Source organism: Cryobacterium sp. Sr8, from assembly GCF_004403225.1.
GTDB classification, from domain to species: domain Bacteria; phylum Actinomycetota; class Actinomycetes; order Actinomycetales; family Microbacteriaceae; genus Cryobacterium; species Cryobacterium psychrotolerans.
The window spans coordinates 1-24,309 of record NZ_SOHO01000060.1 but is presented as its reverse complement, the minus strand read 5'-3'; the positions used below and the strand labels follow the sequence as shown (position 1 = coordinate 24,309).

General features: G+C 65.7%; 20 protein-coding genes and 1 pseudogene. 17 read left to right on the top strand and 4 right to left on the bottom strand.

The window, feature by feature from the left end; translation table 11 throughout:
- Nucleotide 1: 1 nt before the first annotated feature.
- The 3 genes from E3T54_RS12355 to E3T54_RS12345 are packed head-to-tail and all read left to right on the top strand — an operon-like array spanning nucleotide 2 to nucleotide 5,740.
- Nucleotides 2-1,510 (top strand): DUF3375 domain-containing protein, encoded by a 1,509-nt coding sequence (locus E3T54_RS12355; RefSeq protein WP_134475952.1) that lies wholly within the window; start codon nucleotides 2-4, stop codon nucleotides 1,508-1,510.
- Nucleotides 1,500-2,237, top strand: a complete 738-nt coding sequence (locus E3T54_RS12350) for a DUF4194 domain-containing protein (RefSeq protein WP_166804916.1) — start codon at nucleotides 1,500-1,502, stop codon at nucleotides 2,235-2,237. The genes E3T54_RS12355 and E3T54_RS12350 overlap by 11 nt, the downstream gene beginning before the upstream one ends.
- Complete coding sequence (locus E3T54_RS12345) at nucleotides 2,234-5,740, top strand: ATP-binding protein (RefSeq protein WP_166804915.1); 3,507 nt, start codon at nucleotides 2,234-2,236, stop codon at nucleotides 5,738-5,740. Before E3T54_RS12350 ends, E3T54_RS12345 begins: the two co-directional genes overlap by 4 nt.
- Nucleotides 5,741-5,757: 17 nt before the next feature.
- Here E3T54_RS12345 and E3T54_RS17740 read toward each other — a convergent pair.
- The 3 genes and pseudogenes from E3T54_RS17740 to E3T54_RS12335 all read right to left on the bottom strand — a co-directional run.
- Nucleotides 5,758-5,811 (bottom strand): annotated as a pseudogene (locus tag E3T54_RS17740) (hypothetical protein); the annotation flags it as partial.
- A 65-nt stretch (nucleotides 5,812-5,876) separates the two neighbouring features.
- Complete coding sequence (locus tag E3T54_RS12340) at nucleotides 5,877-6,866, bottom strand: NUDIX domain-containing protein (RefSeq protein WP_134475949.1); 990 nt, start codon at nucleotides 6,864-6,866, stop codon at nucleotides 5,877-5,879.
- A complete protein-coding gene (locus E3T54_RS12335; RefSeq protein ID WP_206751263.1) occupies nucleotides 6,863-8,665 on the bottom strand; it encodes an ABC transporter ATP-binding protein in 1,803 nt (600 codons plus the stop codon). Before E3T54_RS12335 ends, E3T54_RS12340 begins: the two co-directional genes overlap by 4 nt.
- A gap of 306 nt (nucleotides 8,666-8,971) precedes the next feature.
- Between E3T54_RS12335 and E3T54_RS12330 the strand changes: the two genes are divergently transcribed.
- The 7 genes from E3T54_RS12330 (at nucleotide 8,972) to E3T54_RS12300 (ending at nucleotide 16,047) form a co-directional block, all read left to right on the top strand.
- On the top strand, nucleotides 8,972-10,156 hold the full coding sequence (locus tag E3T54_RS12330; protein WP_241977208.1) for an ROK family transcriptional regulator: 1,185 nt from the start codon (nucleotides 8,972-8,974) through the stop codon (nucleotides 10,154-10,156).
- A 166-nt stretch (nucleotides 10,157-10,322) separates the two neighbouring features.
- Nucleotides 10,323-11,240 (top strand): BadF/BadG/BcrA/BcrD ATPase family protein, encoded by a 918-nt coding sequence (locus tag E3T54_RS12325; RefSeq protein WP_134475946.1) that lies wholly within the window; start codon nucleotides 10,323-10,325, stop codon nucleotides 11,238-11,240.
- Nucleotides 11,237-12,541: an extracellular solute-binding protein gene (locus E3T54_RS12320; protein ID WP_134475945.1), complete on the top strand. Its 1,305-nt coding sequence runs from the start codon at nucleotides 11,237-11,239 to the stop codon at nucleotides 12,539-12,541. Before E3T54_RS12325 ends, E3T54_RS12320 begins: the two co-directional genes overlap by 4 nt.
- A 5-nt stretch (nucleotides 12,542-12,546) precedes the next feature.
- Entirely contained in the window at nucleotides 12,547-13,503 is a 957-nt protein-coding gene (locus tag E3T54_RS12315; RefSeq protein ID WP_134475944.1) for a carbohydrate ABC transporter permease, read from the top strand.
- The gene (locus E3T54_RS12310; RefSeq protein WP_134475943.1) at nucleotides 13,500-14,348 is read left to right on the top strand and encodes a carbohydrate ABC transporter permease; all 849 of its coding nucleotides are present in this window, start codon (nucleotides 13,500-13,502) and stop codon (nucleotides 14,346-14,348) included. The genes E3T54_RS12315 and E3T54_RS12310 overlap by 4 nt, the downstream gene beginning before the upstream one ends.
- A gap of 8 nt (nucleotides 14,349-14,356) precedes the next feature.
- Nucleotides 14,357-15,409 carry an SIS domain-containing protein gene (locus E3T54_RS12305; protein WP_134475942.1) on the top strand — a complete coding sequence of 351 codons (1,053 nt, stop codon included), beginning with the start codon at nucleotides 14,357-14,359 and terminating at the stop codon, nucleotides 15,407-15,409.
- A gap of 32 nt (nucleotides 15,410-15,441) precedes the next feature.
- Entirely contained in the window at nucleotides 15,442-16,047 is a 606-nt protein-coding gene (locus E3T54_RS12300) for a YgjV family protein (protein ID WP_134475941.1), read from the top strand.
- Here E3T54_RS12300 and E3T54_RS12295 read toward each other — a convergent pair.
- A complete protein-coding gene (locus E3T54_RS12295; protein WP_134475940.1) occupies nucleotides 16,017-17,444 on the bottom strand; it encodes a PucR family transcriptional regulator in 1,428 nt (475 codons plus the stop codon). The genes E3T54_RS12300 and E3T54_RS12295 overlap by 31 nt on opposite strands.
- 183 nt (nucleotides 17,445-17,627) lie before the next feature.
- Here E3T54_RS12295 and E3T54_RS12290 point away from each other — a divergent pair, with 183 nt between their 5' ends.
- The 7 genes from E3T54_RS12290 to E3T54_RS12260 form a co-directional block, all read left to right on the top strand.
- Complete coding sequence (locus E3T54_RS12290; protein ID WP_134475939.1) at nucleotides 17,628-19,130, top strand: amino acid permease; 1,503 nt, start codon at nucleotides 17,628-17,630, stop codon at nucleotides 19,128-19,130.
- Nucleotides 19,127-19,837 carry an SDR family NAD(P)-dependent oxidoreductase gene (locus tag E3T54_RS12285; protein WP_134475938.1) on the top strand — a complete coding sequence of 237 codons (711 nt, stop codon included), beginning with the start codon at nucleotides 19,127-19,129 and terminating at the stop codon, nucleotides 19,835-19,837. The genes E3T54_RS12290 and E3T54_RS12285 overlap by 4 nt, the downstream gene beginning before the upstream one ends.
- Nucleotides 19,837-20,622, top strand: a complete 786-nt coding sequence (locus E3T54_RS12280) for an SDR family NAD(P)-dependent oxidoreductase (protein WP_134475937.1) — start codon at nucleotides 19,837-19,839, stop codon at nucleotides 20,620-20,622. The genes E3T54_RS12285 and E3T54_RS12280 overlap by 1 nt, the downstream gene beginning before the upstream one ends.
- A gap of 64 nt (nucleotides 20,623-20,686) precedes the next feature.
- Nucleotides 20,687-21,658, top strand: a complete 972-nt coding sequence (gene speB, locus E3T54_RS12275; RefSeq protein WP_134475936.1) for an agmatinase — start codon at nucleotides 20,687-20,689, stop codon at nucleotides 21,656-21,658.
- A 62-nt stretch (nucleotides 21,659-21,720) separates the two neighbouring features.
- A complete protein-coding gene (locus tag E3T54_RS12270) occupies nucleotides 21,721-22,521 on the top strand; it encodes a polysaccharide deacetylase (protein ID WP_241977207.1) in 801 nt (266 codons plus the stop codon).
- Between the two features lie 141 nt (nucleotides 22,522-22,662).
- Nucleotides 22,663-24,003 (top strand): aspartate aminotransferase family protein, encoded by a 1,341-nt coding sequence (locus E3T54_RS12265; protein ID WP_134475996.1) that lies wholly within the window; start codon nucleotides 22,663-22,665, stop codon nucleotides 24,001-24,003.
- 67 nt (nucleotides 24,004-24,070) lie between these two features.
- Nucleotides 24,071-24,309: aldehyde dehydrogenase family protein (locus E3T54_RS12260; protein WP_134475935.1), on the top strand; the 239-nt coding region annotated here is incomplete at its 3' end.

The window sequence follows — 24,309 nt, the reverse complement described above, 5'->3', positions numbered from 1 at the left end:
AATGAGTGAAATCGCGGGCGAACTGGCGCGGGTGCGCGAAGCCTTCGACAGACCCACGCTGCGCCTGCTGGACCGCAAGTGGGCGCCGTTTGTGCTCGCCGTGTTCAAGTCCTCGTTCAGCCGCGACCGGCGCAGTGTGCAGGCCGACCTGCTGCACACCCAGGTTGACGCCTACCTGGCCGACCTGCGCACGGTCGGCAGCGATGTCCCGCCGGGCAAGAACGGCCGGGCCCTCTGCGTGCAGTGGATGAACGACCAGTGGCTCTACCGGGAGACGGGGGAGGGCGACGAGGAACACTATTCGCTCACCTCGCACGCGCTGGAAGCGCTGCTCCTGGTCGAGAGCCTGTCCCGGGACCGCGCGCTCATCAGCGAGAGCCGCCTCACCACGATCGTCGACACTGTTCGCCACCGCGCGACGCAGGCCAACCCTGACCGCGAGGAACGCATCCGTCGTCTCGACCTCGAGATCGCCGAGAAGACGAGCGAGCGCGATCGCCTCGAGGGCGGCGGCGAGATCGCCCCGGTGTCGAACGAGGCGATGCTCGAGGGCTACGCGAACCTCGTCGATCTGATCAACCAGCTGCCGAGCGACTTCAAACGCGTCGAAGAGTCGGTTGCCGCCATGCACCGGCAGATCGTGAACGACTTCCGCGGCGAGGAACGCCCGATCAGCGAGGTTCTCGACGAGTACCTCTCCAAGACGGATGCGCTCATGTCTGCGACTCCGGAGGGTCGCGCCTTCGAGGGAGCCTTCACCCTGCTGCGCAACGACGCGCTGCTGCAGGAACTCAAAAGCGATCTCGAGACGATCCTGCTGCACCCGTTCGCCCTCGAGCTCACGGCCAACGAGCGACGCGGTCTCATGGGCACCGTGCGCCTGATCCGCAAGGGCATCGACGACGTGCTGACCCAGCGGAACGGGCTGAGCGAGACCCTGCGCGAGCACATCGTCAACCACGATGTGGTCAAGGACCGCGAACTCGAACGCCTGCTGCGCGAGATCAACAAGGAGCTCGCGACCTGGATGCAGACCGCCGGCCCGCGTTCGGCCGTGACGGCCGAACTCATGCCGGGAACACTCGAGGTCGAGCACCTCCGGGAACGGTTCTACGACCCGGCCGCGCACCTGCCGCCGCCGGACCTCGAGGACGTTTCCGACGACGCGCCCGAGCCGCCGAGCCTCGACGACATGCGCAAACAGGGCGGCCCGCTGCTGGAGGAGCTGCGCGACGCCATCGTGACGGCCTTCACCGACGGGGATGCCGCATCCGTCGGCGATGCGTTCAACGACCTGGATGCGAACCTCCGCCGTCCGGTCGAGATCCTCGGGATGTTGCAGATCGCCACCCAGATCGACGCGGTCAGCCGCGCGCAAACACTCGAACGGTTCGAAACCGTGAGACCGGATGGCTCCATCCGCAGCTTCGAGGTGCCACGAATCATGTTGACCGAGCACGAAACCGCGGCACTGGCCGCCCTGAACTATGGACCCGATCATGACGCCTGAATTGACCGACGAGTGGACCGCCGAGCACGCCGACGATGAGCGCGCAAACGAGGAGAATGCGACGCCGGACGACTCGTCGCAGAGCTTCTCGCTGTTCGAGGGCGACGAGGGCGGGCTTACCGTGGAGCAGCGCCGAACCCTGGTGCTGCTGCTCAAGCACCGGTACATCTCCGCGGCCCTCCAGCCGGCGGAATGGCGCACCCTGCTGGCCTCCCAGAGCCTGCTCAAGTCGCGCCTGAACGACGTATTCCTCGACCTGCATGTAGACCTTCATTACGAGGTGGCGTTCAAGCGGCAGGCGGTCGCGGAGGGCGGCGACCGGTTCCCCACCCTCCTGCACGATGTCTCGTACACCCGGGAGGAGACGATCCTGCTCGTGCTGCTGCGCCAGCGGTTCCGCAGCGAGCGCGCCAACGGCCACGACATCGTCATTGTCGACCGCGACAACCTGGTCGACAACGTGGCACATTTCCGCCCGGAGCACGCCACCGACCGCTGGGGAGACGCCCGCAAGGCCACCGCGGCCGTCGACAGCCTCGCCAAGGCCCGGGTCCTGCTGAAGACGAGCGACCCCGACCGGTTCCGCATCTCCGCCGTGATCGAGGTGCTGCTGCCCGTCGACCGGCTGAACGAGCTGCTGGAATGGCTGGTCACCCAGAACGACGACGACGCCGAATTAGAAGAGACCGACGAGACCGCCGAGCCCCGACTGGAGGCCATCTCATGACCATGACCGATTCCCCGCTTTTCTACGCCGATGGCCTCACCGAAGGCACCACCCAGTGGAAGGCCGAGTCGTTCCAGATGGTCAACTGGGGTGGCTTCCAGGGGCACCACGAGGTCGTCTTCGCGCCCTCGTCCACCCTGGTCTCCGGCGCATCCGGCACCGGGAAAAGCAGCCTCCTCGACGCCTACCTGGCGCTGATGATGCCCTCCGACACCCCCTTCAACGGAGCATCCAACGACGCCGGATCCGGGCGCGCGCGCAGCGTCGACCAGCGCAACCTGATGACCTACCTCAAGGGCAAGACCGACTCCAACCGGGAAGCCGGAACGGGCCAGATGCGGGACCAGGTGCTGCGCGGCGTGAACGCGTCTACCTGGGGCGCGGTGTCGATGACGTTCGTCGACGACAACCAGCGTCGCTTCACCGTGCTGCGGGCCTACTTCGTGCCTCGTGGCGGCAGCAAATTCGCCGATATCACCATGAAGATGGCCACCAGGGACGGCTACCTCGACCTTCGCGACCTGGCCGAGGCCACCGAGTCCCGGTTCGACAAGCGGGCGCTGAAGGCCCGGTTCCCCGACCTGGATGTCTTCGACACCTATGCGGCGTTCGCCCAGACCCTCTACACGCGGCTCGGCATCGGAGCCAACGGCGAGGGCGGCAAGGCCCTGCGCCTGCTCGCACGGATCCAGGCCGGACAGCAGGTCAAGACCGTGGACGGTCTCTACAAGTCGATGGTGCTGGAGGAACCCGCCACCTTCGCAGCCGCCGACAAGGCCGTCGACCACTTCGAGGACCTGGAACGCTCCTATGGGGCCATGGTCACCGAGGCGCAGAAGGCCAGGGTGCTCGAGCGGCTGCCCGACCTGCACCGCGACTACGAGACGGCGACCGAGAAGGCCGACCTGATCGACACCTTCGGGGTGCACCGCTCCGGGGACACGCCCTTCGGCCTGTGGCAGCTCCAGGCGGAACGGCGCCTGCTCGAGGGGGCCGCCGACGCCAATCGGGAGCAGCGCCGTGGCAACCAGGCGGAGTCGACGGAGGCGCGGGATGCCGAGAGCGAGTTGAAGACGCGGGTCGCCGACCTCCAGGACCGGCAGAGGGAGAACGGCGGCGAGGTGCTCGTGCGCCTGCAGAACGAACTCGGCCAGCTCAGCAACAAACGCAACGACGTGGCGGGCGTCCGGGCGAAGTTCGACGAACGCATCCGGCCCCTGTCCGCATCGATCGGCTCGCCGGAGGAATTCGGAGCCGCGCAGGGCGCGGCCGAAGCGTTCCTGGCCGGGTTCCCCCGAGCGGAGGCCGGCCTGGAGGCGGAGCGTGCGACGCTGCACCGCAGGTCGTACCCGGTCGAAGAGAGCATCCGCACCCTCAAGGCGGAACACGCGTTCCTGACCGGGCGCGCGAGCCTGGTTCCCCAGCACCTGCACAACGCGCGCCTGATGATCGCGGAGGCGGCGGGGATCCCGGCCGAAGAGGTGCCGTTCGTGGCGGAGCTCATCGAGATCGCCCAGGGCGAGGAACAGTGGCGCCAGGCGGCCGAGGTGACGCTGGCATCCGTCGTTCGGGTCATGCTCGTCGACGAGACCCGGCTCGCGTCGCTGAGCCAGGCCATCGACCCGCTCCACATCCCGGTGCGCATCCACTTCGAAGGGGTCGCCCTGCACGCGCACCAGGAGATGGTGGGCGACGCCCGGTTCGTTTCCGGAAAGCTCGTCTACAAGGACTCGCCCTTCAGCCGTTGGGTGCAGGATCGCGTGCAGGCGTCGAACCTGGATGCGCAGTGCGTGGCCACCCCCGCCGAGCTGGTGGGGGACGGGCCCAGGGTCACGCCGAGCGGGCAGACCCGCAACGGCAAGCGCGGTGCCCACGGCTGGAACAGCGACCAGAAGTCGATCATCGGTTTTTCCAGCCGAGCTCGCCTGGAGGAGATCACCGAGGAGCTGGCCCGGCTGAAGGCGACCGCCGACGCGTCGTCGGTGGAGGCATCCACCCTGGGGAACCGCATCGCCGACCTTCGCGCACGGAAGGTCGCCCACCAGTACGTCATCGACATCGCCTGGCCGACCATCGATGTGGATGGTGCGGAAGCCAGGATCCGCGATAAGGAGGCCGAGCAGGAGCGCCTGCTGGCCAACAGCGACGTGCTGCGTGGGCTGAAGGACGAGGAAATTCGGCTGTCCGCCGAGCTGGAGCGAGCCCAGAAACGCAGGCACGTCACCGATCTCGACGCACAGGGCCTGCGCGACGAACAGGAATTGATCGTGGACCGCCAGGATGCCGTCAGCGGCACTCTCGATCGCATCGACCGGGACCAGTCCGTGACCTTGTCAAAGGAGCACTCGGCCCACCTGGAAGCGCAGTTCGCGTTCGTCGGCGACCAGGATGACCTCGCCGCGTTCGAGGGCGCGGTCAAGCGTCTTCGCGAGCGGCTCACCGAGCAGTTCGCCCAGGACCGCGACAACGCCGCGAGCGCCCGTGACTCCCTGGTTCGTATCTTCGAGACCTTCCAGGGTCGCTGGCCGGACCCGAACATCGGCGTCTCCTTGGACTCGTACACGAGCTACCGGGATATCCTCGACGCCGTTTACACGCTGGGCCTGCACGAGCGACGGCAGGAGTGGAAGCGGCGGCTTTCGCTCTGGAGCGGCCAGGACCTCGTTCCCCTGATGGGAGCCTTCACCACCTCCATCGAGGAGATCGAGGATCGGCTCCGGCCGATCAACGAGATCCTTGCCACCCTGCCGTTCGGGGCCGGGCGCGATCGCCTGAAGATCGCGCTGCGCCGACTCCACCGCGACGACGCCACGTCGTTCCGTACGGAGCTCAAGGCCCTGTCCTCCGGGGCCGCCCAGGACCTCACCGAGGGCGAGACCGAGAGCCGCTTCATACGGTTGCAGGCCTTCATGGGCCTGATTCGCCGGCCCGAGAGCGGTTCCAGGCAGGAGTCGCAGCGCGATCTTCTTCTCGACGTGCGCAAGCACGTGGAAATCACCGCGGTGCGCACCACGCCGGAGGGGGTGGAGGCCAGCACCTACTCGTCCCTCGGCGGCAAGAGCGGCGGGGAGTCGCAGGAACTCGTGGCTTTCGTCGTGGGTGCGGCGCTGCGCTTCCAGCTCGGCGATGAAAGCCGCACCCGGCCGCGTTTCGCGCCCGTCTTCCTCGACGAGGGCTTCGTGAAGTCGGACTCGGAGTTCGCCGGCCGGGCCGTCGCAGCCTGGAAGGGGCTGGGCTTCCAGCTCATCATCGGTTCCCCGCTCGACAAGGTCACCGCGCTGGAGCCGCACATGGAGCTTGTGCTGTCGATGACCAAGAACAACAGCACCGGATTCTCGTACATCACCCCGCTGTCCTCCCCTCGCGGACAAGTTGAGTTGCGGACAAAGCACCTTAAAACTCAAATCGAAGGCACATTCTCCGCAACTCAGACAGAAGGACCCGAGCGCGGGGATTCTCGCAGCAACTCCCTCGCTCCGCGCTCAATGAGCACAGGGATGTAGGCGCGAACCGGATTCCCGGCGAGAGCCGCACGCCTCTCGTATACCGCCCGTTCAACGGTTGACCGCGGCATGTCCGGGAATTTCTCCGTGAGTCGATCAATCACGTGTGCCACGGCTCGGTCCTCTTCCTCAGCAGTCACGTCAGCGCCTCCAATCGCAACCGGCCGAGCGGGGACATGACGTCGTCGGATGCTGCAGCAGAGCCCAATTCCGGCAGGGGGAGGTAGTACGCGGAGGTGTAGCGGGCATGGTCGCCGGTGAGAGCCCAGACGGAGCCGCGGCGCCGACCAGGATGTGGCTCCACAGCAGTCCGGTCATGTTTGGCGAGCTCGGTCAGGACCCCGGACACGACGTCCTCGTGTGTGCAGAGAACGGTCCCGGTGCCACGTGCGTCCTCGATGAGCCGCATGGCCTTCCCGATGCGGCCGTCGGACAGGTCAGCGGAGGCTTCCACGCTGAGCGTTTCGCTCCGCGCCAGAGGTTCGACGGTCTCCATGCACCGTGCGGCAGGTGCGGAAAGAATCCGGTCAATTTCGAAGAACGATCCCAGATCTACCAGGGAACGGGCCATTGATCTTCCTTCGGAGGCGAGGGGTCGATCGTTTTCGGAGTGCTCCCATTGCTCCCGAGGCAGCGCCGCAGCGCCGCGCACCAGCAGCAGCATCCTCTCTTTTGCCGGTACCGGGCAGACGCCCAATTCCTTCGCCACCAGGGCGCCCAGGGCCAGGACGACGGGCCGTTCCCGGGCCTGCGTCAGTGTGCGCAGGGCGAGCGGGAGCGCCAGCCAGCGAGCATCGTCGACCTCGTCGTTGGCGGCGAAGACACCGGCATCCACGGTCACGGCCCAATAGCGAACGGTCTTGACCCGGCGCGTCCGGTCCAGGTAGACGACGTGGGGCAATTCGGCACCGGGGCGGCAGTCGAACCCGGTCTCTTCACGAACTTCCCGCAGAGCACAGTCCGCGTCCGATTCGCCGGGTTCGGCTTTGCCCTTGGGAATGGACCAGTCGTCCTGGTTGCGCCGGTGGACGAGTAATACCTCCGGATTTCCGTCTCGGCCGATGCGCCACGGCAGGGCGCCGGACGTCTTGACGCGGGCCAGCATGATCGTCCCGGAGCGGGTCACAGCAGGCCTCCAGCCGGAATCGGCTTCGGTGCGACATGTTTGGGGTTGGCCCGGTTGGCCGGGATATCCTGCAGCCCGTCGAGCCGGCTGTAGAGGCCACCGGCCGCGATCAAATCGGCATGCTTGCCCGTCTCGACGATCCGACCATGGTCGATCACATAGATGACGTCGGCGCGACGGAGCGTGGACAGCCGGTGGGCGATCACAATCACGCTCCGGCCGATCATCAGCCGGTCCAGGCCGCGCATGACGTATTGCTCGGAGATTGCGTCGAGGCCTGAAGTCGGCTCGTCGAGGATCACGATCGGTGTGTCGCGCACCAGCGCGCGGGCGATCGCAATGCGTTGGCGCTGACCGCCGGATAGGCTGACCCCGCGCTCGGCCACCGGAGTGTCATAGCCGAGAGGCAGGGCTCGGACGAATTCGTCAACGTGGGCGGCCTCCGCGGCCGCGAAAACCTGCTCGCGGGTGGGGTGATCCGAACCGTAGGCGATGTTGTCGTAGATGGTGCCGCGGAACAGGATCGAGTCCTGCAAGACCATCGAGATCTGCGTGCGAACCGTCGCGAGTTGCAGGTCACGGATGTCCGTGCCGTCAAGCAGTACCGCCCCCTGGGTCACGTCGTACAGACGCGGAATCAGGCTGACGAGTGTGGATTTCCCGGCCCCGGTCGGGCCGGCGATCGCGACCATCCGGCCAGGCTCTACCCGGAGATTGATCGAGTGCAGCACCTCAGAGCCGGCGTAGCCGAAACTCACCCCCCGCAGCTCTACCGCGCCTGTGAGCGCCGGGGACGGCCGGGCACCCGGGCGGTCGATGATTTCGGGGGCGGTACTGAGGATTTCCAGGAGGCGTTCTGCACTCACCTGACCCCGGCTGATGACCGTGGTGAGTTTGGCCAATTCCTTCATGGGGTCGTAGAGAGCCTTCAAATAGGCCAGGAACACCAGCAGCAGGCCCAGCGTCATCGTGCCATCCAGCACCCGCCTCACCCCAAACCACAGAACGAGCACCGTGCCGAGGACGACTATGACATCCACCAGCGGAGAGAGCGCCGACTGGAGCCTGACCAGCCGCAGGCCGGCATTCATCCGGGCGCCATTCCGATCCCGGAAGTCGGCCTCATGGCGCCCTTCGCTGGTTGAGGATTGCATCACCCGGACCGAGGAGAACGTCTCCGCCATTGCCGATGCGATGTCACTGTCCTTGCTTCGAGCCGCCCGGGAAGCCGCCTTGACGCGCGGTCGATAGATCACCACCATGGCAAACAAGAGGGGCGCGACGGCCAACGCAATCAGAGCGAAGGTGGGGTCCACGACCAGACAGATCGTCGCGATGAAACCCAGGATGAGGACGTTGGGCACAAGGACCGCCATGATCGAAATGATCATGGCGCGCAAGTAGTCAATGTCCGTGGTCGTTCGCGTGACCAAATCGCCCAGGCGTTGCTTGTCGTGGAAAGACAAGGACAAACGTTGAAGGTGGGCGAACACGTCAACTCGGATGCTCGCCGTCATCCTCTCCCCGACGCCATTGAGCAGCCGGGACCCCAGATACCTTGCACCGGCATTGACCAGCGTGAAGACGAGCAAACTCGCGAGGGCCACGCTCAGCAGCTGCAGGCGGTCCAACCCGTCCGCACCGAACGCCCGCAGCAGGCCATTCTTATCGGAGGCTTCCGAGGTCTTGAGAACGTCGTCAACGATCACTTTCAAGGGCCACGGCAGCACCACCTGCATGACGGCGGCCAGAACAACCAAAATGACGCCCCCCGTCAACGCCCGGGCATGGGGTGCCATCGAGCGTCGAAACCGCCACAAGGGGAGAAACACAGGAAGCCTCCTACGTACGCGCCCACCCAAACACCAACATGAAGGAAGAAGCCTTCCTGCGAGGTCAACGTATCCGGATCACCTTCACCGCCCAACCCCTGATCGGACGGCCACCGTTCAGGCTCTCGTTCGTCAGCCATGCCGCGTGCGCCGCGTGCATAAATGATGCAGTGTGATAGAAAAGATTGAACGCACTGTGAAACGATCTGGGTGACGAGGGGTGCTGTGTCCAATCACAAGAAAAGTACCGCCACGACGAGCACCCTCGCGCGCGTGAATCAAACCGCCATTCTTGAGGAACTCCGCAAATCGGGCGCACTCTCGAGGCAGCAGCTCGGCGCTGCCACGGGGCTCAGCCCGGCAACGATCAACCGGCTCACGGCGACCCTGATCGAGCAGGGCATTGTCGTGCCTGCCGGCCAGGAGCCCTCAACCGGAGGTAGACCGTCGGTTCTGCTGCGCTACGCGGGGGGTACCCGATTGGTCGCGGCTCTGCAACTGCACCCGAACAAGGCCTCGGGGATCCTCGTCGATTTCGATGGCACGGTCGTCTTCCGACGCGAAGTCGACTTTGGCCCTCGGTTGTTTCCCCTCGGCTCGCTCGACGCGGCGGAAGGCGACCGCAGACAGAAGGGTCGCCTGGGCAAGATGATTGAGTTGTTCGATTCCCTCATTCTGACGGCCGAGACGATGGGAACGCCTTGCCTCGCGGTCGGCGTTGCCGTGCCGGGCGTGGTTCACTACCCCGAGGGCAGCCTGGAACGGATACCCGAGCTGGGTTGGACTGAAGTTCCCCTCGGCCAATTGCTTCGCGAACGCACCGCACTTCCGGTCGTGGTGGACAACGACGCAAACGCGCTGGCATTCGGCGAGCTCCACCGAGGTGCAGGGCGTGGGCTCACGAGCCTCGTCGCGCTGTTGTTCCTGGAGAGCGGTCTCGGTGCAGGCATCATCACAAATGGCGAACTGCACCGCGGTGCGCGTGCCGGGGCGGGGGAGATCGGCTACCTCCTGATGGAGCGCTCGTCCCTGGAGCGCTCGTACTCCGAATACGGGGACCTTGAGGATCGACTTGGCCCGATTGCCCTGACGAAGCGGGCGCGCGAGCGGGGGATTGTGATCCCGGCGAAGGGCGTGCTCAACGCCGGGGATATTTTCGAACTGGCCGGCGGCGGGGATGCGGCCGCCCGGGAACTCTCAGAGGAGATTCTCGACATGGTGGCGATTGCCATCGCGGCGATGGTCATCATCCTCGACCCGGAGTTGGTCGTGGTGGGCGGAAGCATGGTGGGGCGTGCGAACAGCGTGATCCCCGCGATTCAGCAGCGACTGACCGGACGCATCATGCACGTTCCCCGCGTTGAGGCGGCGACTCACCGCGATGACGCGGTACTTCTCGGGGCTGCTGAACTTGCGGCGGCCGAGGTCAACGGCTTCGCCTACATCGCCGGCCGCTAGCGACACCAGCCGCGGCACGAGGCACGGGCCTCGTTCAGATAACGACCCGTCGGCCCGCTTGACACGTCGTCATTCCTGCGGCTAGGTTTACATCAACTTCTTATCACTTAGATAGGAAAGAAGTGTCAGGGTTGCTCCGTCGGTCCTGGAATGATGAGGAGCAACGTTGCTGGTCGGCATCGACATTGGCGGAACGAAGACCCACGTCCTGATCGAGGACGCGGGCAGGGTCGTTCTGGACCGGTCTGTGCCCACGAGCGGCTGGCAGCGCGGCGGACTACTGGATGACACTGAGAACGTCGTCCGACTGGTCGATCTCTTCCGCGAGGTCGCCGGAGCCACAGATGCTCCTCTCCTGATCGGCGCCCACGGACTGGACAGCGAATGGCAACGCCTGGAGTTTGAAGCGCGTCTGGCTGAAAATCACCGCGGCGCGATCCGCGCGGTCAACGATGTTGAGCTCCTCGGACCCGCTGCGGGATTCGACGAGGCCATCGCGGTTGTCGTCGGCACGGGCTCCAAAGTCGTGGCGCATGCGGGCGACGGCGAGCTCATTTCCGCCGGCGGCCACGGCTTCCTGCTCAGCGACCCCGGCAGCGCTGCCGCACTAGCCCGGGACGCTGTCTGCGCCGTGCTCGGCGCCCTCGATGAGGGTCGTGAGGCGGACCTGCTCGGCCGCGAGCTGATGAAGCACTTCGGAGTCGAGGACGAGATCGCACTCTCCTACGCCTTTACCGCCACTCCGCGCCTGACGACCTGGGGAAGCCTCGCTCCGCTGGTCTTTGCCTGCGCGGATGCCGGCAGTGAGCTGGCCGCATCCGTCGTCGACAAGGCCGCGAAGGAACTCGCGTCGGACGTCGGCCTCGTCTGCGGACGGGGCGCCCTGGGGTCAGATGTCGTCTGCGCCGGCGGAGTAGTCACGAACCAGCCGCGCCTGTATCAGGCGCTTCTGCGCCACATCGAGGATCTCGACCTCGGGTTGACGGTGCACCTTTTGTCTGTTGCCCCCGTTGCGGGAGCGATCGAGCTAGCCAGAAAACTTCCCATCCAGACGCTATTCAATGATTCAAGGAGGAATGCATGATGCACAGGACCAAACGGGCATACCGCTCAATCGCAGGGATCGGCCTGGTGGCGGCGGCGTCACTGGTGCTGTCGGGCTGCAGCGTCACCGGCGCCGGCACGTCAAGCGGCGACACGGAGGGCGACGGCACGGGGACCATCAACGCGCTGTTCATGAAGCAGGCCGGTTACTCCGAAAGTGACGTCGCCGGGATGATCAAGGACTTCGAGTCGAAGAACCCGAAGATAACCGTGAAGCCGACGTTCGTCGCCTACGAGGCCCTGCACGACAAGATCGTCACCTCGGCGCCGGCAGGCACGTACGACGTGGTTCACCTCGATGTGATCTGGCCCGCCGACTTCGCGTCGAAGGGCATCATCACGGACGTCACGGAACGGTTCCCCGAGAGCTGGAAGTCCGAGATGCTGGGTGGCGCGCTCACGTCTGCCGAATATCAGGGCAAGTTCTACGGCGTGCCGTGGGGCCCATCGACAAAGATGTTCTTCTTCAACAAGGAGATGGTCGCCAAGGTCGGCGCCAGCCAGAGCGACCTCACGACCTGGGACGGCGTTCTCACCGTTGCCAGGAAGATCAAGGATGCCGGCCTGGTGAAGTACCCGCTCGCCTGGAGCTGGTCCCAGGCGGAGGCCCTCGTGTGTGATTACGCCCAGTTGCTGGGCGCATTCGGGGGAGAGTTCACCGACTCCAGCGGCAAGTTGGTCACCAACGAGGGTGCCGGTGTCGAAGCGCTCGCCTGGATGAAGAAGACCATCGACGATGGCCTGACCGACCCCGCCTCCCTGACCTTCCTCGAAGACGATGCGAACAAGTCCATGGCTGCAGGCAAGACGGCCATGGAGATCAACTGGGAGTCAACCTTCCGCGACCAGAACGATCCGTCCATTTCCAAGGTGGTCGGCCAGGTCGTTGTCACACCCACGCCGGCAGGTCCGAACGGAGACCACCCGGGTGTGAACGGTTCGATGGCACTGGCGATCGGCGCGAAGTCGAAGCACCAGCTTGCCGCCTGGAAGTTCATTGAGTACATGACGAGCCAGTCCGTCCAGGAGCAGTACGTCAAGAGCTCGATGACCAACTGGAAGTCGAGCTACACCAAGCCGGAGGTCACCGAGTCGAACCCCGAGGTCTTCGAGACCGCCGGAGTCGCCTACGACTCGATGATCCTCCGCCCGCCGGTGCCGAACTACAACTCGGTCTCCCAAACCCTGCAGGTTGAAATCCAGAACGCACTGCTGGGAAAGAAGACCCCGCAGCAGGCGATGGATGACGCTGTCGCAGCGGCGAACGCGAACCTCGGGTAGCGAACATGTCAGTTGTCAGCGCGGAGAATACCGACACGCTTGGGGGGAGTCCTTCCCCGGGAAACCCTCCTCGGCGCAGAAGAGAGAAGCAAGGCCGGCTGGCCTTTTGGCTGCTGCTTCCCGCGGCGGTGGCAGTCTTCGGCGTGATCATTTATCCGATCATCCGGACCCTGTTCATCTCCTTCTTCGAGGTTACCTCCGCGCTGGCAACAGACACCCCCTTCGTCGGCATCGACAACTACGTACACGTGCTCACCAGCGTTTCCTTCTGGGACTCGATGGGGCGCACGCTGTACTTCACGATCGTTTCGACCGCGCTTGAGCTCACGTTCGGCCTGATCGTCGCCGGCCTGCTCAACGCGAAGCTCAAGGCCCGTTGGCTGTTCCGGGCGATCGTGGTCATCCCCTGGGCAATTCCGACAATCGTCAATGCGGCCATGTGGAAGGGCATTTTCAACGCGCAATACGGTTCCTTGAACGCACTGCTCACGCAACTGGGAATCATCGACGAATACCAGGCCTGGCTCGGCGATCCGACCACGGCGCTGAACATGGTGATCCTGGCGGACGTATGGAAGACGACTCCGCTCGTCGCCTTCTTCCTCCTCGCCGGACTCACGTCGATACCACCCGAGCTTTACGAGGCCGCCAAACTGGATCGCGCGCGCTGGCCGCGCATTTTCCGTTCGGTCGTTTTGCCCATGCTGGTTCCTTCGATCTCGATAGTCCTGGTACTTCGAACGGTCGAGGCGTTCAAGGTCTTCGACATCATCTACGCGATGACGCGCGGCGGCCCGGCAAACGGCACCCAGACGGTGGCCTATTACGCCTACACGACCGCATTCTCCGATCAAAACTTCGGCGTCGGCTCTGCGCTTTCGTACATCATCGTGGTCGTCATTCTGGCCCTCAGCGCGATATACCTCCGACTGCTCCGCAGATCAGAAATGAGTCTCTTGTGAAGAGATCCACTCGGAATTCGATCCTTGTTCACGCCGCGGCGGGTGTCGTCTCGCTTCTGATCCTCGCGCCGTTTGCCTGGATGATCATGGCGAGCGTGACGCCGCAGCGCGTCCTGATCACGACACCCCTTCGCTGGATCCCGGACGAGTTCGATTTCAGCCGCTATTCCCAGATCTTCACCGGCGGCTCGGATAGCGTCGGTGCGACGTTCCGTGCGGCGATGGTGAACTCGGCCGTTGTCGCGGTCGGCACGGTCTCGATCTCCATGGTCGTCGGCATCCTGGGCGCGTACGCCTTCGCCCGGTTGCGGTTCCGCTTCCGGCGCGCAACTCTCATGGTCTTCCTGGCGACGTACATGCTCCCGCAAATCGCGCTCCTGATCCCGCTCTACCTCATCCTCAATTCACTCAACCTCCTGGACACAACGACCGGGCTCATCCTCGTGGACTGCGCGCTCGTCATCCCGTTCGTGCTCTGGATCCTCAGCAACTACTTCATGACGATTCCCGAAGAACTGGAGGAGGCGGCACGCATCGACGGTACGACCCGCCTGGGCGCACTCTTCTGGGTCGTCCTTCCCGCCGCTCGTCCGGGGATCTTCGCGGCCATCATGTTCTCGTTCCTGCTGGCGTGGGACGAGTTCATGTACGCGCTCATCTTCACGTCGTCGGATGCCGCCAAGACACTTCCCGTCGCCATCAGCGAATTCGCCGGTCGCTACACGACCGACTTCGGGCTCGTCGCTGCCGGCGGCATCCTCGCGGCCCTTCCGCCCCTCGTCGTGGCCATCGTCTTCCAGCGCTTTGTCGTTTCCGGCATGGCTGCCGGGGCAGTCAAGGGATAGGACCACACATGTCACACAACGCATTGTTCGTCGACGCCATTCGTGCTCAGCCGAAGGAGCTCGCTCTCGCCCACTTCGCTCTGGCGCGCGACCTGCAGCGCGCTCGGCTGGCCGAGTGGATGCCGGGCGAAACCGTCGCGGTCGTCGCGATGGGCGCATCCAGCCACAGCGGCAACGCGTTCGTCGCGGTGCTGGCGGAAGCCGGCTTCCGGGCCGTCAATCTCACGGCGTCGGATGTCCTGCTGGCTGCCGACGGATTCCAGCCGGCCGACCACTACGTGGTCGTCTCCGAATCCGGTCGGAGCCCCGAGACCATCGAAGCGGCCCGCGGGCTGACCGTCGGGCGCCGAATCGGCATCAGCAACTTTCCCGAAGCCCAGATCGGGGAGGTGATTGACGCTCCGCTCGGCCTGGGCGGCTTCAACGACTCGCCCGTCTACACGATCGGCTACACGGCAACGCTGCTGGCTTACGCGCTGCTACTGGATCGTCTGGCAATCGTGCCCGCCGGCCCGGAGGTCGAGCAGATTTCCGCGATCGTCGAAGGCGCCCTGAACGCCTTCGACTCGATTGCCGAGAGCGTGAGCCGTTTCGTCGGAGAGGCGGACGCCATCGATGTGATCGGCCGGGGAACATCCTTTGCGTCGGCTGCCGAAACGGCGCTCCTGATCCGGGAGGGGCTGCGCATCCCGAGCGGAAGCTACGAGACGTTCCAGTACCTGCATGGACCGATGGAATCGGCTGCACCGGGGACCGTCCTGATCATCTTCGGGGACGGGCGGGAACTCACTGTTCCGGACGCCGTAGTGGACTCGGGCGTGCGCGTCATACTCGTGACGGCCGCGCCCGAAAGCGCGATCCCATCCGCAGGTCACGCTAATCTGACGATTGTGCCCCTGGACCCGAGCCTGGACGGTTTCGTGCGGCCGATCGTCGAGATCGTGTTTTCGCAGCTCCTGCTCGCGCATGCGATGGGCCGCAAGCCCTTCCCGATCGAGGAGTTCATCTACGAGCAGCACGATACAAAGGTCGAGGAAATGGGTGTCGGCCGGGAGGCCTGATTGAGCGCCTGGCCTCAGGTGTACCAGCAGCAATGACAACGAGTGCGGAGACAGGCGTGGACTGGATGTGGTGGGTTGGCCAGACCTTGGGGTTCATGGGCATCGCCGTCATCCTCTGGTCGCACTGGTCGAGGCAACGCCGCACCACCGTCGTCCGGAATGCGGTGGCGTCCGTCATCCTGTCTGCCTCGTACTTGTTCCTGGGCATGCCCGGGACCGCCGCGATACCCGCGATCGCAGCCGTGCGAGGCTGGATGCTTGCCCGCCCTGACGAGCCTGCGTGGGTGCGGGGCCGCTGGTGGACTCCGGCGTTCGTCACCGCTATCTGGGTCGCATACCTGGGGCTCAACGGAATACCGACCTGGTGGGCCGCGTGGCTACCGATTCTCGGTTCGGGGCTCGTCATCGTCGCGCTGTCGCTTCGTGACGTGCTGCACGTCAAAGCCGTGATGTTCTTCGGCGTGGCCACCTGGGTCACCTATGAGATCGCCTTCGGCCTGTGGGGCGTTCTCGGCGGAGAGGTCATCGGACTGGGCCTGATTGGAACGGCATTCGTGATGATCCTCCGGCAGCGTCGCGCGTCCGTCGGGTCAGCTCTCCCCGTGGGTCAGGGAACGTATCGTCGCGACCTGTCATAGGCCCACAGCGCAATGGCGAGGGAGGCCCGGTCATTGTCTTCCAGTGGGTTGCGGCCGACGATGTCGGCGATGCGTCCGAGTCGATGGCGGACCGTGTTGACATGAAGATACTGGGCCTCGGCGGTCGCCTGCAGGGACCCCTGCTGCTCGATGAACGTTCGGAGGGTTGCCAGGAGCTGGCTTCCGCGACGGGCGTCATGCTCGAGCAGCGGACGCACGAGCTGGTCGATGAAGGGAACCAGCCTCACGGGCGGTTGTTGCTCGAGCAGCCCGGTCAGGCTGGTCAGGCTTTCCGGGCCGGCAACCTTGCCGTGACGGCGCGCGAGGCGAAGCGTTGCGCGGGCTTCTCCGATTCCGCGGGAGATTTGGGAGACGTCGACCGGGCTCCCGTGGCCGCAGACCAGGCCCAGTTCGCGGGCAGTGTCGTAGACGGTCTCCGGGCCGGTTGTGACGACGAAGGTCGCTTCGGGGGCGTCTGCGATCAACGTGCCGGGCAGGTGCGCGGCGAGGAGGGGCGCCGTCTCGGCCGGCCAGGCCGAGATTGTCAGGGACTTCCCAACCAGGCCGGCCCTCTGCAACTCCGGCATCAGGGCCGCCGAGTCGGCGAGCCCCTCGGAGACCAGGGCGAACAACTGGCCGATGCGCTGGCGGGCAGCATTGTCGCGGTCCACCCGCTCGTGCCTGGCGATTTCGAGCACCCGGCCGATCTGGCCGAGCACGTCGGCATCGGGCGAGGGAGGCTGACCCTGCCAGGCCAGGAGGTTTCCTTCCGCGGTCCTGACCGACAGCGACCCCGGGGTGTCGTCAACCACCGCGTTGAGGGTTGCGGTCGGCGGCGGCTCCGTGGCCGGATCGACGAGCTGGTAGCTGAGCGAACCCCCGAGGGCCGCGGAAGACACGCTCAGGATGTCTTCCATCGGCGCGTTCTCGCGAAGGGCCGCGAGCAGCGTGCTGACCAGCTCTGCATTCCGCTGGCTGCTGCCGGACTGAGCCCGAACGCGCGCGTCGGCGAGAACATCATTGATCGCCAGGAAGGGGACCCCGTGCGCCATTTCGATGAGCGGCACGGACAGCCTGCGGCATTCCCTGATCAGTGCCCGCGGGATTTGAGTGTGGACTTCGCCGATACCGAGACAGATCCCGGCCGAGCCGGTCGCGTGGACCGCCTCAACCAACCTCGCGCAACTGGCGGCGGTGAGAAGCGCCGACCCGACCGTGCAGACCAGCTCGGATCCGCGCAGATGTGGCCTGGGGTCGGTCATTTCCGTGGCGTGCGCCCAGCTGACGACCCGGGGGAGCGCCCACTCGGAGCCGACGACGAGGCGGAGCCCCAGCTCGGCCACATCGACGAGCTCCCCGAGTTCCAGGCCAAAGGCGGGAGCGATCGATTTAGCCACTTCTACTATCCTCAACTCGAAATACCGGAAAAAACTGCCAATAAGCGTGGATGCGCCTGCAATTGCTTGTGGCTTCCTACAATATCACCCGCTTTTACCGGTGGTTCTTCCTAAGTTGTGGCCGAAAGTGGCCGTCGCATCCCGAATCAATTCATAATTGCGAGAGTCGAAGGAGACCACACCATGACCCACACCGAAACGGTCGCTGCCACCGAAGGCATCACCCTCAAGCGAGATTTCAATCTCTTCTCATCCTTTGCGTTCGGTTTCGCCTTCATTTCACCGATCGTCGCGCTGTATGGGATCTTCGGCGTCGCGCTGTCCATCGCCGGCCCGTCCTTCTGGTGGGGTTTCCTCATCGTCTTCGGCGGCCAGCTCCTGGTCGCCCTTGTCTTCGCGATGCTGGTCTCTCGCTGGCCCATCGAGGGGTCGATCTACCAGTGGTCGGCTCGCCTCGGGGGCAAGGCATTCGGCTGGTTTGCCGGCTGGGCGTACATGTGGACCCTGCTCATCGCGATGGCAACCGTCGCCATCGCGGCGGCGGGCTTCATCGCCAACGTCATTGGGATCGAGAACCCCACCGGAGTGGACAAGGCATGGATTGCGCTCGTGGTACTGGTGCTCGGAACGGCCGTGAACCTGGCCGGACGAATGGTGTTGAAGGTCTTCATGATCGCCAGCATCGTGGCTGAAATCGTCGGCTCGCTCGGCCTCGGCACCTGGCTCCTGTTCTTCCACCAGCACAACTCCATCAGCGTGCTGTTCGATGGGAGTGCGGGCCTCGCACCGGGCACGGACTACCTGTCCCTCAGCGGTCCATTCCTGCTCGCAATGGTGTTCATCGGATTCTCATTCGTCGGGTTCGAGAGCGCCGGCGCGATTGCCGAAGAAGTCAATGAGCCGCGCAAGAACCTCCCCAAGGCGATCCTTTTCGCACTCATCTTCATCGCGGTGGTCGTCATGTACACGAGCCTCGCCCTCATCCTCGCCGTCCCGGACCTGGACGCCGTGCGCAGCGGCAGCGTCGCGGACCCGGTGAACTTCACTCTGACCTCGCAGCTCGGCAGCCAGATCGCCAAGCCGGTCGAGATCCTCTTCGTCATCGGCTTCCTGGCCAGCTTCCTGGCCCTGCAGACCTCGGCCTCACGAATGATCTGGGCCTTCGCGAGGGATGGCGCACTGCCGGCCTCGAAGATGCTGTCCCGACTGAGCCGGAAACAGCGCCAGCCCGTGGGCCCTTTGCTGATCACGATGGTCGTCGGCGGCGCCTTGTTCCTCCTGAGCGACGTGGCTGAGAACGTCTACACGCTGATGCTGAACTTCACCTCCGGCGGATTCTTCCTCTCATTCCTGTTCCCGCTCGTCGGATTCGTTGTTGTGAATCTGCGCGGACGCTGGCGTGCCGGCCCGTTCACCCTCGGCAAGGCAACGCTCCCGCTCGCCGTCGTCGCGCTGATCTGGGCTACCTTCGAGTTCCTCAATATCGCCTGGCCGCGGCCCGTGTACGAAGAGTCCTTCCTCGACTGGTCGATCTGGATCGCCGTAGCGGTGCTGAGCGTCGTGGGAACGGTGATCTACCTGTCCGTGCACAAGCGCATTCCCGTGGTCACCGGACTGGAGTACCGGATGCCCGAAGAGCTCCTGCCTCCGGAGAACCTCTCGGAAAAGGAACCGCACTTCTCATGAGCCATGACCCGGCGGCACGCAAGGTGGCCATCGTGACGGGCACCGCCAGCGGAATCGGGGCGGCCGCCGCCGCGGAACTCGAGTCCCGCGGCTGGACCGTCGCCGGGTTCGACCTGAGGCCTTCGCCGCAGTGCTCCTTCGACGCGTGCGTCGACATGGCCGACCCGGAGGAGGTCAGGGCCGCGGTCGCCCGGGTCGTGCAGGAACTCGGGCCGGTTTCGGCCGCGGTTTCGGCCGCCGGCTACTACGAAATGCTGCCCGTGTCCGAGATCACGCTCGACCACTGGCGCCGGATGCTCTCGGTGCATGTCGGCGGATTCGTCAACCTGAGTCGCGCGGTGATGCCGGGAATGACCACGGCCGGCGGCGGGTCGATTGTGGCCATCACGAGCGAACTGGCCATCGGCGGCGGGTCGCATGACGCGCACTACGCGGCGGCCAAAGGCGCCTTGCTCGGCCTCGTACGCAGCCTCGCCGCGGAGTCCGCACCCAGCGGAATCCGGGTCAATGCCGTCGCGCCGGGCCCAACCGACACGCCCTTGCTCGCGGCCGACTCGCCGTGGCGCGCCCCGGAATACCTCTCCACTCTTCCCCTGGGCAGGCTGACCTCGCCGGAGGAAGTCGCGATCTGCATCGCATTCCTTCTCGACGAGGGCGCATTCTGTGTCGGCGAAACCCTCAACCCCAATGCCGGAGCGGTGATCTGATGCCCGAGAACACAGGCCGTTCTTACCCCGATCTCGAAGGCAAGGTCGTTCTCGTCACCGGCGCCGCGCAGGGCATGGGAGCGGCGCACGCCCGCCGGCTTTCCGCCTCGGGCGCCACCGTGGCGGTGAACGACCGGGAGGCCTCGGCCGAACTCGCGGCCCTCGCCTCCGAGCTGTCAGGACTGGCCGTACCCGGGGACGTGTCGGACCCGGATCAGGTGCGCGCGCTGGTGCAGCGGGTCGAACAGGAACTTGGCCCGGTGGACGTCCTGGTCGCCAACCACGCCTTCATGACCATGGGGCCGTTCCTGGACGCGGACCCCGAGGACTGGTGGAAAGTCATCGACACCAACCTCGGCGGCACGTTCCACCTCGTCCAGGCTGTGCTGCCGGGGATGCGACGTCGCGGAGCCGGACGCATCGTGGTGATCTCCAGCGAGTGGGGTGTCACGGGGTGGCCGGACGCGACGGCCTACTCGGCCTCGAAGGCCGGCCTGATCTCGCTGGTCAAGACGCTGGGCCGCGAACTGGCCCCCGAGGGCATCATCGTCAACGCGGTCGCACCCGGAGTGACGGACACCCCTCAGCTCGAGGTCGACGCCCGAAGCGCCGGGATCTCCCTGGACGAGATGCGGGCCGTCTATGCCGGCAGCATCCCCCTGGGCCGGATCGGCACATCGCCCGAAATCGCGGCGGCGGTCGCGTTACTGTGCGATTTCCGACTCTCCGCGATCATCGGCCAGGTGGTGCAGGTCAACGGCGGCTCCACGAGAGGGCGAGCGTGAGCATGCCCCCGATTCCAGATTCTTCACGCCTCCGGGCGGCACAGCACACAGAAGGAAAAACGCCATGAACACTCCCGACATCAGCGCCCGAAGCACGCCGGTGGGCCAGGTCGACGGCCAGAAGTCCCCGCGCTACGCCGGCCTGACCACGTTCGCCCGGCTGCCCCGGCTCGAGGACGTGCCGGACTATGACGTGGCGGTTGTGGGCATCCCCTTCGACGCGGGGGTCACCTACCGTCCCGGAGCGCGCTTCGGCCCCTCGGCGATTCGTGAGGCGTCCCGCCTGCTCCGCCCGTACAACCCCGCCCTCGACTCGATGCCCTTCGCAGATGCGCAGGTGGTCGATGCGGGCGACATCGCCTGCAACCCCTTCGACATCGTCGAGGCGCTCGGTGAGATCGAGGCGGGGCTCGCCGAGCTGATGGCGGACGGCCGCATCGTCCTGGCCCTCGGCGGCGACCACACCGTCGCGCTCCCGGCGCTGCGGGCGGCCCACGCCCAGCACGGCCCGGTCGCCCTGGTGCATTTTGACGCACACCTCGACACGTGGGACACCTACTTCGGCGCGCCGTACACGCACGGCACCCCCTTCCGCCGCGCGTCGGAGGAAGGGCTGATCCGCAAGGACCGGTCGGCCCATGTCGGAATCCGCGGATCGCTGTACGACCCGGCGGATCTCACCGATGATGAGAAAATGGGTTTCACCATCGTGCACTGCCGCGACTTCGACCGCATCGGGGTCGAAGGCATCCTGGAGCGAGTGCTGGAGCGGGTCGGCGACGCTCCCGTGTACATCTCGATCGACATCGATGTGCTGGATCCGGCATTCGCGCCCGCCACCGGCACGCCGGAAGCCGGCGGCATGACAAGCCGGGAGCTCCTCGCGGTGCTCAGGGGGTTCCGCCACAACAAGATCGTCGGCGCCGACATTGTCGAGGTGTCCCCGGCCTACGACCACGCGGCCATCACGGCCGTGGCGGCCGCGAATCTTGCCTATGAGCTGATCACGATCATGTCTGCGCAGCGCCGCGAATGACCGCCGCAGGCCCCATCCGATGGCCGGAGGGGAAGCAGTCGGCAGCGGCATTCACTTTCGATGTGGATGCCGAGTCGGCCGTGCTCTGGAACGCACCTGGGAACGCCGACCGGATGAGCGTGATGAGCCACCAGGCCTACGGCCCGCTCGTGGGCGTTCCCCGGCTGTTGCGGATGCTCGACCATCATCAGATCCGATCCACGTTCTTCGTCCCGGGGTACACGGCCCACCGGTATCCGGGAATTGTCAGGGACATCGCCAGGGCCGGCCACGAAATCGCACACCACGGCTACCTGCACGAGCAGCCGAGCGCCGTCGACCTCGCCGGTCAGATCGACAACCTCGATCGGGGACTGGACGCGCTGGCTGAGGTGGCCGGCGTGCGGCCGGTTGGCTACCGGGCGCCGATGTGGGATCTGTCCTGGGAGACCCCGGCGCTGCTGGCCGCGCGTGGATTCCTCTACGACTCGAGCCTGATGGACGCCGATGTTCCCTACGAGCTTGCGATCACGCCGGGCTCCGGGGAGTCGATCGTTGAAATCCCCATCCAGTGGGCGCTGGACGACTGGGAGCAGTACTGCTTCCTCCCGGACATCTCGGGCAGCGGCCTGATCGAGACGCCGGCCAAGGCCCGCGAGCTCTGGACCAGCGAATTCGAGGGGCTCCACGACGAAGGCGGATGCTGGGTGCTCACGAATCATCCCTTCCTCTCCGGCCGCCCGGGGAGAGCCAGGCAGCTGGGCGAGCTCATGGCCGAGGTCATGGCAACCCCGGGTGTGTGGGTCGCGTCCCTCGAGGAAATCGCGCAGCACACCCGCAGCCTCGGGCTCGCACCACGGTCAATCGTCCGGCCGGAACTCTGACGCGGAACTGCAACAGCCCCGCATCAAGCCACTCGCACCAAGCCACCCGGAACCGCTGCTCTACCGCCCAACCTCACTACAGAAAGACACTCGATAATCGTGACTGCCACAACCGTCAATGACACCACGGTCACTGACTCCATCGCCAATGCCACCGCCGCCAATGCCACCGCAGGGGCGGGGCTTGACCAGCGCACGGTCGAGCTCGATCGTGCCTTCGTTTTCCACTCCTGGTCCGCGCAGGGCGCCCTCAACCCGCTCGTGATCGCCGGCGGGCTGGGCTCTCGCGTGTGGGACAACGCCGGTCGCAGCTACCTCGACTTCTCGAGCCAGCTGGTGAACGTCAACATCGGCCACCAGCATCCGGCCGTCGTCAAGGCGATCATCGACCAGGTCGGGACGCTGGCGACCGTCGCTCCGTCGACAGCCAACCTGGCCAGGGGCGAGGCAGCCAAGCGCATCGTCGGCCGGGCGCCGGAACGGTTCAACAAGGTCTTCTTCACCAACGGTGGGGCGGATGCGATCGAGAATGCGATCCGGATGGCGCGGCTGCACACCGGTCGCGACAAGGTGCTCTCGACCTACCGCTCGTACCACGGCAACACCGGTTCGGCCATTGTCGCCACCGGAGACTGGCGCCGCATCCCGAACGAATTCGCGCGCGGACACGTGCACTTCTTCGGCCCGTATCTCTACCGCAGTGAGTTCTGGGCGACATCGCCGGAGCAGGAATGCGAACGCGCCCTGCGCCACCTGGAGCGCATGATCCAGAGCGAGGGCCCCACGTCGATTGCGGCCGTGCTGATCGAATCGATCCCGGGCACGGCCGGCGTGCTGGTGCCGCCGCCCGGGTATCTGGCGGGGGTGCGGGCGCTGTGCGACCGTTACGGCATCCTGCTGATCCTGGACGAGGTCATGGCCGGGTTCGGGCGCACCGGGCGCTGGTTCGCGTTCGAGGGCTACGACGTCGTTCCTGACCTGATCACCTTCGCCAAGGGCGTCAACTCGGGCTACGTTCCGACCGGCGGCGTGATCATCTCGGATTCGATCGCGCACACCTTCGATACGAGCGTCTTCCCTGGCGGCCTGACCTACAGCGGTCACCCGCTGGCGATGGCGTCCATCGTGGCCGCGCTCGACGCGATGGAGGACGAGGGCATCGTGGAGAACGCGGCCCGGATCGGCCGCGACGTGCTGGCGCCGGGGCTTGCCGAGTTGCAGGCGAAGCACCCGGTGATCGGTGAGGTGCGCGGTGAGGGTGTGTTCTGGGCGCTCGAACTCGTCGCCGACCGGGAGACCCGGGAGCCGCTCAACGGCGCTGTGATGGGGCGGATCAAGGCGGAGCTGCTCGGCCGGGGCCTGCTGCCTTTCCTCGCGGACAACCGCATCCACGTCGTGCCGCCCTGCGTGGTGACCGATGACGAGGTCGCCGAGGCCCTGGCCGTCTACGACGAGGTGCTCAGCCTCAACCTGCTCAACTGACCGAAACCGGCCGGTACGGGCCCATACGCCACAATTTCCGTCGAAGTGAACAAAGGACACCACAACAATGAACGCTATTCCCACAATCAGCCACTGGATTGACGGGGCGGCCGCCGCCGGTACCTCGACCCGCACCGCGCCGGTGTTCAACCCGGCCACGGGCCAGGTCGCCAAAAACGTGAGCCTGGCCAGCACGACCGACGTCGACGTCGCGATTGCGTCGGCCCTGGCCGCTTTCCCGGCCTGGCGTGACACCTCGCAGGCCAAGCGCCAGAGCATCATGTTCAGTTTCCGTGAGCTGCTCAA

What these genes read in the sequence shown, in the direction of transcription:
- E3T54_RS12355 (WP_134475952.1), top strand. Translation starts at nt 2, where the DNA reads ATGAGTGAAATCGCGGGCGAACTGGCGCGGGTGCGCGAAGCCTTCGAC.
- E3T54_RS12350 (WP_166804916.1), top strand. Translation starts at nt 1,500, where the DNA reads ATGACGCCTGAATTGACCGACGAGTGGACCGCCGAGCACGCCGACGAT.
- E3T54_RS12345 (WP_166804915.1), top strand. Translation starts at nt 2,234, where the DNA reads ATGACCATGACCGATTCCCCGCTTTTCTACGCCGATGGCCTCACCGAA.
- E3T54_RS12335 (WP_206751263.1), bottom strand. Translation starts at nt 8,665, where the DNA reads ATGGCACCCCATGCCCGGGCGTTGACGGGGGGCGTCATTTTGGTTGTT.
- E3T54_RS12320 (WP_134475945.1), top strand. Translation starts at nt 11,237, where the DNA reads ATGATGCACAGGACCAAACGGGCATACCGCTCAATCGCAGGGATCGGC.
- E3T54_RS12315 (WP_134475944.1), top strand. Translation starts at nt 12,547, where the DNA reads ATGTCAGTTGTCAGCGCGGAGAATACCGACACGCTTGGGGGGAGTCCT.
- E3T54_RS12305 (WP_134475942.1), top strand. Translation starts at nt 14,357, where the DNA reads ATGTCACACAACGCATTGTTCGTCGACGCCATTCGTGCTCAGCCGAAG.
- E3T54_RS12300 (WP_134475941.1), top strand. Translation starts at nt 15,442, where the DNA reads ATGACAACGAGTGCGGAGACAGGCGTGGACTGGATGTGGTGGGTTGGC.
- E3T54_RS12290 (WP_134475939.1), top strand. Translation starts at nt 17,628, where the DNA reads ATGACCCACACCGAAACGGTCGCTGCCACCGAAGGCATCACCCTCAAG.
- E3T54_RS12285 (WP_134475938.1), top strand. Translation starts at nt 19,127, where the DNA reads ATGAGCCATGACCCGGCGGCACGCAAGGTGGCCATCGTGACGGGCACC.
- E3T54_RS12280 (WP_134475937.1), top strand. Translation starts at nt 19,837, where the DNA reads ATGCCCGAGAACACAGGCCGTTCTTACCCCGATCTCGAAGGCAAGGTC.
- speB (WP_134475936.1), top strand. Translation starts at nt 20,687, where the DNA reads ATGAACACTCCCGACATCAGCGCCCGAAGCACGCCGGTGGGCCAGGTC.